Annotated in this window: 5 protein-coding genes; 2 read left to right on the top strand and 3 right to left on the bottom strand. The window is 42.3% G+C overall.

Annotated features, from left to right (window positions below; translation table 11 throughout):
- A partial coding sequence (locus tag K6C05_RS02245) for a hypothetical protein (protein WP_296730793.1) occupies positions 1–244 on the top strand: 244 nt, incomplete at its 5' end.
- Positions 245–391: 147 nt separating this feature from the next.
- On the opposite strand, the gene K6C05_RS02240 is transcribed toward K6C05_RS02245, so the two are convergent.
- The 3 genes from K6C05_RS02240 to K6C05_RS02230 form a co-directional block, all read right to left on the bottom strand.
- Positions 392–1,495 carry a tetratricopeptide repeat protein gene (locus K6C05_RS02240; RefSeq protein WP_296730791.1) on the bottom strand — a complete coding sequence of 368 codons (1,104 nt, stop codon included), beginning with the start codon at positions 1,493–1,495 and terminating at the stop codon, positions 392–394.
- 238 nt (positions 1,496–1,733) lie between these two features.
- Positions 1,734–3,500, bottom strand: coding sequence for a ComEC/Rec2 family competence protein (locus tag K6C05_RS02235; RefSeq protein WP_296730790.1), 1,767 nt, complete (start codon positions 3,498–3,500; stop codon positions 1,734–1,736).
- Positions 3,497–4,063, bottom strand: a complete 567-nt coding sequence (locus tag K6C05_RS02230) for a ComEA family DNA-binding protein (protein WP_296730788.1) — start codon at positions 4,061–4,063, stop codon at positions 3,497–3,499. Before K6C05_RS02230 ends, K6C05_RS02235 begins: the two co-directional genes overlap by 4 nt.
- A 195-nt stretch (positions 4,064–4,258) precedes the next feature.
- Here K6C05_RS02230 and K6C05_RS02225 point away from each other — a divergent pair.
- On the top strand, positions 4,259–4,639 hold a 381-nt coding region (locus K6C05_RS02225; RefSeq protein WP_296730787.1), incomplete at its 3' end, for a hypothetical protein.

The following is a 4,639-nucleotide window of genomic DNA, read 5'->3' as shown; positions in this document are numbered from 1 at the left end:
CAACGAGCTCTCAGGGAAGTTGCCTTTGATTTCGCCCTTAAACATACTCACTTCGCCGTCCATCACTCTCGCTGCCCGCAGGGATACCGTTGATTTCATCAACGACCAGCAGCTGGATGCGCTGGACGGCGAAGTGAGCATGTTTCCGGGGGATGAATTTTTATACCTTCCGATAAGGTGTCTTTATTGGAAGTCTATTCCTTTGTCCAACAGTCGTTTAAATGCCTTGGTAAATATCTCTTGACGAGCGGGACCCCAATATTTTCATTGGTATGCTACCGCACATCCTGATTAATTGCATAGACTTCTCTGGCAAGAGGGGTAGTATCCTTACTATATAGATAATAAGCAAATACTTTATCAACAACATAGCCTGCTTCATAGCACAATGCTAAATCAGTTGTAGCTTTTCATACCCTTGCTCCTCAGCTTTTTTATACCATTCAAATGCTTTTTGTTCATCTTTTTCAATGCCATAGCCTACTTCATAGTAATTGGCTACGTGTAATTGTGCAGGTCCATCTCCTTGCTCTGCAGCTCTTTTATACCATTCAAATGCCTTTTGTATATTCTTTTCAATGCCCATGCCTTCTTGATAACTATATGCCAATTCACGTTGTGCTTGTACATGACCTTGCTCTGCAGCTCTTTTACACCATTCAAATCCCTTTTGTGAATCTTCCTCCCCCAAAAGTCCATCAGAATAAAAAACTGACAACATAAATTGCGCTTCTACATGACCTTGCTCTGCAGCTCTTTCATACCATACAAATGCCTTTTGCAAATAATATTCTTCATTTCCTTCATCTTCTTCATTTTCAGATTTTAAATCATAAAAATCCCCTAGTTCATACTGTGCATCAGGATCCCCCTGTTGTGCCAATTCAAAAAGCAATTCAAATTGTTCAGCCGTTTCAATATCTTTATTTGTATCATTACTTATTAAATCATTCTCTAGTTCAAAACCATTAGGAGTCATTATTTTCTTAATATCAATGCTCTGCGATGTAGATAAGTCCTTTATTTCATCACTGATTCTGGCAACAGCAGGCATATCATTATTTTTAAATGCTTTTTCCAACTCACGCTGTTTTTCCTGAAGCAGCTTAATATTGGACTCAATAACAGTTTCAACCTTCTTTTCGATTTTGGCATCCACAAGCCATTTGCATATATCCACAAGTTCAGCTAATACGCTATCCGCAGCAATAGTAGCCGTCTTTCCTTCTTCATAATGGATACTTTCATTACACAAATTTTTAAACTTGATTATCCGATTTTTCATCTCTCTGGATATGTTTAATTTTGAATTTATATCGTCAACCTTCTCACGCAAAGTATGACCCTGACACCCAAGTTTTGTAACAATTTGCTCTAAAGCCCGACGGGATTTCAACATAAGTATATCTGTATCAACCCCTTGATATTTCTCCACTTGCTTGCACATATCATATAGTGCATCTTCTCTCCCTCTAAGAAACTCAAATCTACTCACCCTACATCCCCCATACTCGAACATATTGAAAAACACTTTAAATTATACCATACTTCATAGTCCTCTAGAGAGTTTAATTATCTAATAGCAACGACAATGATTGTATTATTAGCAATATGTACATTGCTTTTTAACCTACCAAAACCCTTTTTCCAATCGTTAATCCCGTATGCACCACATAAACACAGAATAGTCCTTGTTGCTGATAAGAACTCCGTCCATATACGCAAAACACCCCTCAAAGCCCATAGATGGCGTTTGAAGGGTGTTTTATTTGTATCAGGGTAGTCGTTATTGTATCAATATAATGCACGGCCATTTCGCCGGGGCGGGCAAAATAAATGGCCACGCAAACCATAATTACAGCCATTGCCATACTGCCAATATATTTTTCCCTCTTCCCGGAGTTATGAACAGTCGCCATAATCCACTGCCCAGTCCTTTTCCACTGCTCCCCAGGCCAAAGGCATAGAAGCAGCACAAGGTAATAACCGCACCAGAACTGCCAATTCATGGATGGTATATATGCCTGACTTCCCGGCAAGCTGCCAATAACCCTGGTGGCTTCATAGGCCAGTCCCAGCAAAAGGCTGGCAAAAAGGAACACAGCTTTACCTAAAACCGGAATGAGTCCAACGGCTATCCCGGCGAAAAGACTGACTACTATAATCAGTTCAAGTACAGGAGCTACCAGCAAATTTGCCAGCAACGAGCTGATGGACACTACATTAAAATACCAGGCAATAAATGGCAGGGACCCCAGCTGTGCCCCGATAGTCACCGACAGACTGCCGGACACAAACTCCGGAGCCTTCTTGGGAAACCACCCTTTTATCCTGGGGGATAAATACAATAGCCCGGCAGTTGAAAAAAAAGACAGCTGGAAGCTGATGTCAAAAATTGACAGGGGCCACAGGAGCAATATTCCCAGTGCAGTGATACTCAGTATATGTTGGGCATCCTTTTCCCGCCCCAGGGTCAAGGCCAATAATGTCAGTATTCCCATTACTGCTGACCTGACAACCGGCATCACCAGCCCGGCCAAAAAGCTGTAGGCAACAATTATTATACTGGCCAGTGCTGCTGTACTCGTACCGGACAGCCCCACTGCATTACCTACAATATTGGCTACCCCGGCCATCAGGGTGATATGGGACCCGGATACCGATAAAATGTGAATCAACCCTGTAACGGTAAAGGCTTCCAGCAGGTCTTCCCTAATGCCACCATAGCCCCCAAACAGCATGGCATAAATCGCTGCGCTATCGGACTTTGGCATTACCATATCCATGGCAGCCTTGTATAGATGCCGGATATATCCGGCAACCCGTCCCAGGCTCATTTTATCCACCGGTAAAATCTTGACACTGTATTTGCCGGCTGACATTTGTCCATGAATGCCCTTGGCATAATTAGCCATGACCATATCCATACGACCGGGATTCTGATAATCATGCAGCTTCATCAGCCTGCCCTGTACCTGGATTTCATCCCCCTTTCTTCCGTATTCTTCAAAGGCAAAATCCGTATTGGGGATAGAGGTTATGTTCTTTTCAAAGGAATTGTCCCGGGCATAAACCACGATATTCCCCTGACATGCATATTCCTGACTGCCTTCCTTCAGGGAAATATTGCCAACAACATATTTGACATGAAGCTTCCCCTCCTTATCCCTGCTAAGCTCTGCCCCTTCCTGCAGCTCTCCCCTGATGGATATGTCCTTTTCTGCCCATTGCTGAATATCACAGTTACCGGGATAAAGTGCCACAGAACATCTGAGCATTCCCAGCAGTATCATCATCAATGTGGTGATAAGTACAATGTACCTGCTTTTAAGCCAGGCCATTATACCAGCCGCCAAAAGCATTATTGCCAGCGTGATGAAAACTGCTGTCCATGCTTCACGGCACAGCTCTGTATAACGGGCACAGATAATTCCCAGTCCCAGTGCCAAAAGCAGTAAATTGATATATGCCTTTGGATACTGCCCTTCAGCTTTCATCATATGGTTACCTTTGGCTCAATTTTTTTAAACTTAGCCTTACCTATGCCTTTTATTTTCATGAGATCTTCAACAGCAGTAAACCGCCCGTTCTGATTCCTGTATTCTATTATCCTTTGGGCAGTTGCCTTGCCTACCCCAGGTATTTGGGTAAGCTCCTCAGCACTGGCCTGATTTATATTTATACGCCTCTCAGCTGTATCAGCTTTTTTTCCATCAGTATTGCCTGCCTGCGGATTACCTTTGGCCGGTACCGTTATCTGCATACCATCCTTGATAGGCTGGGCCATATTGATTTTCTCCGTATCAGCGTTGGGCAGCACCCCGCCACAGATGTTAACCGCATCCGAAACCCGACTGGCGGGGCTTAGCAGTACTACCCCCGGATTTTTCACTGCGCCACAAACATATACAGCAAAATTTTCCACTGACACAGGTTCGGTTACCTGATCCGTAGCCGTTTCCATGGGGTCATTATCATCCTCAGCCAGACTGTAATAAGTCCCCATCGCCGCTCCTAAAACAATAATCAGCAATATAAGCATTGATTTTTTAAATACAGGCATATATTCACCTTCTTTCAGTACAATTATATAATATTCTAAAGAAATTTTGTATTTTTATTTAATATATTTAATTAAATATAGTCAATCTAATAAATATATTCAGCAGACATATGCTTTCGACTTGACTTTCTGGCCTGTTACAGTAGAATAATAGATATTGATTGATAAAATATACCCCCACGAGGTGGACCTTATATGGAAAATTCCAGTATTTCAAAATGGCAGGCTTTACGCCAAAGCATATTGTTCGGCATAATCGCTCTCGCGATATATTGCGTAACCACCAAAGGGCTATTCGAAGATATGCATGTACTCCGTAATGCCTTTGCCCAACTGTCCTTTATCCCCTTTGCTTATTTTGTACATATAGTTACCAGGCAGAGTATTTTTTCCAAGCGCTGGATACCAGAATACACCATATGGCTGATTTGGACCTTGCTATTACCTATAGCCCTTTATATGGAATTTACTATTGCTCGGGATTTTATCCGATTTAAGGGCGAAACATTATTTGGCAACGCCATATTTTTAGGACTAATCCTGCTTCGAGTTATCGCTTTTGATTGGATAAAGTCA

The sequence above is a fragment of the Anaerovibrio sp. genome, from assembly GCF_024697385.1.
GTDB lineage: Bacteria > Bacillota > Negativicutes > Selenomonadales > Selenomonadaceae > Anaerovibrio.
The sequence above is the reverse complement of the archived record's forward strand: the minus strand, read 5'-3'. Positions and strand labels throughout refer to the sequence as shown.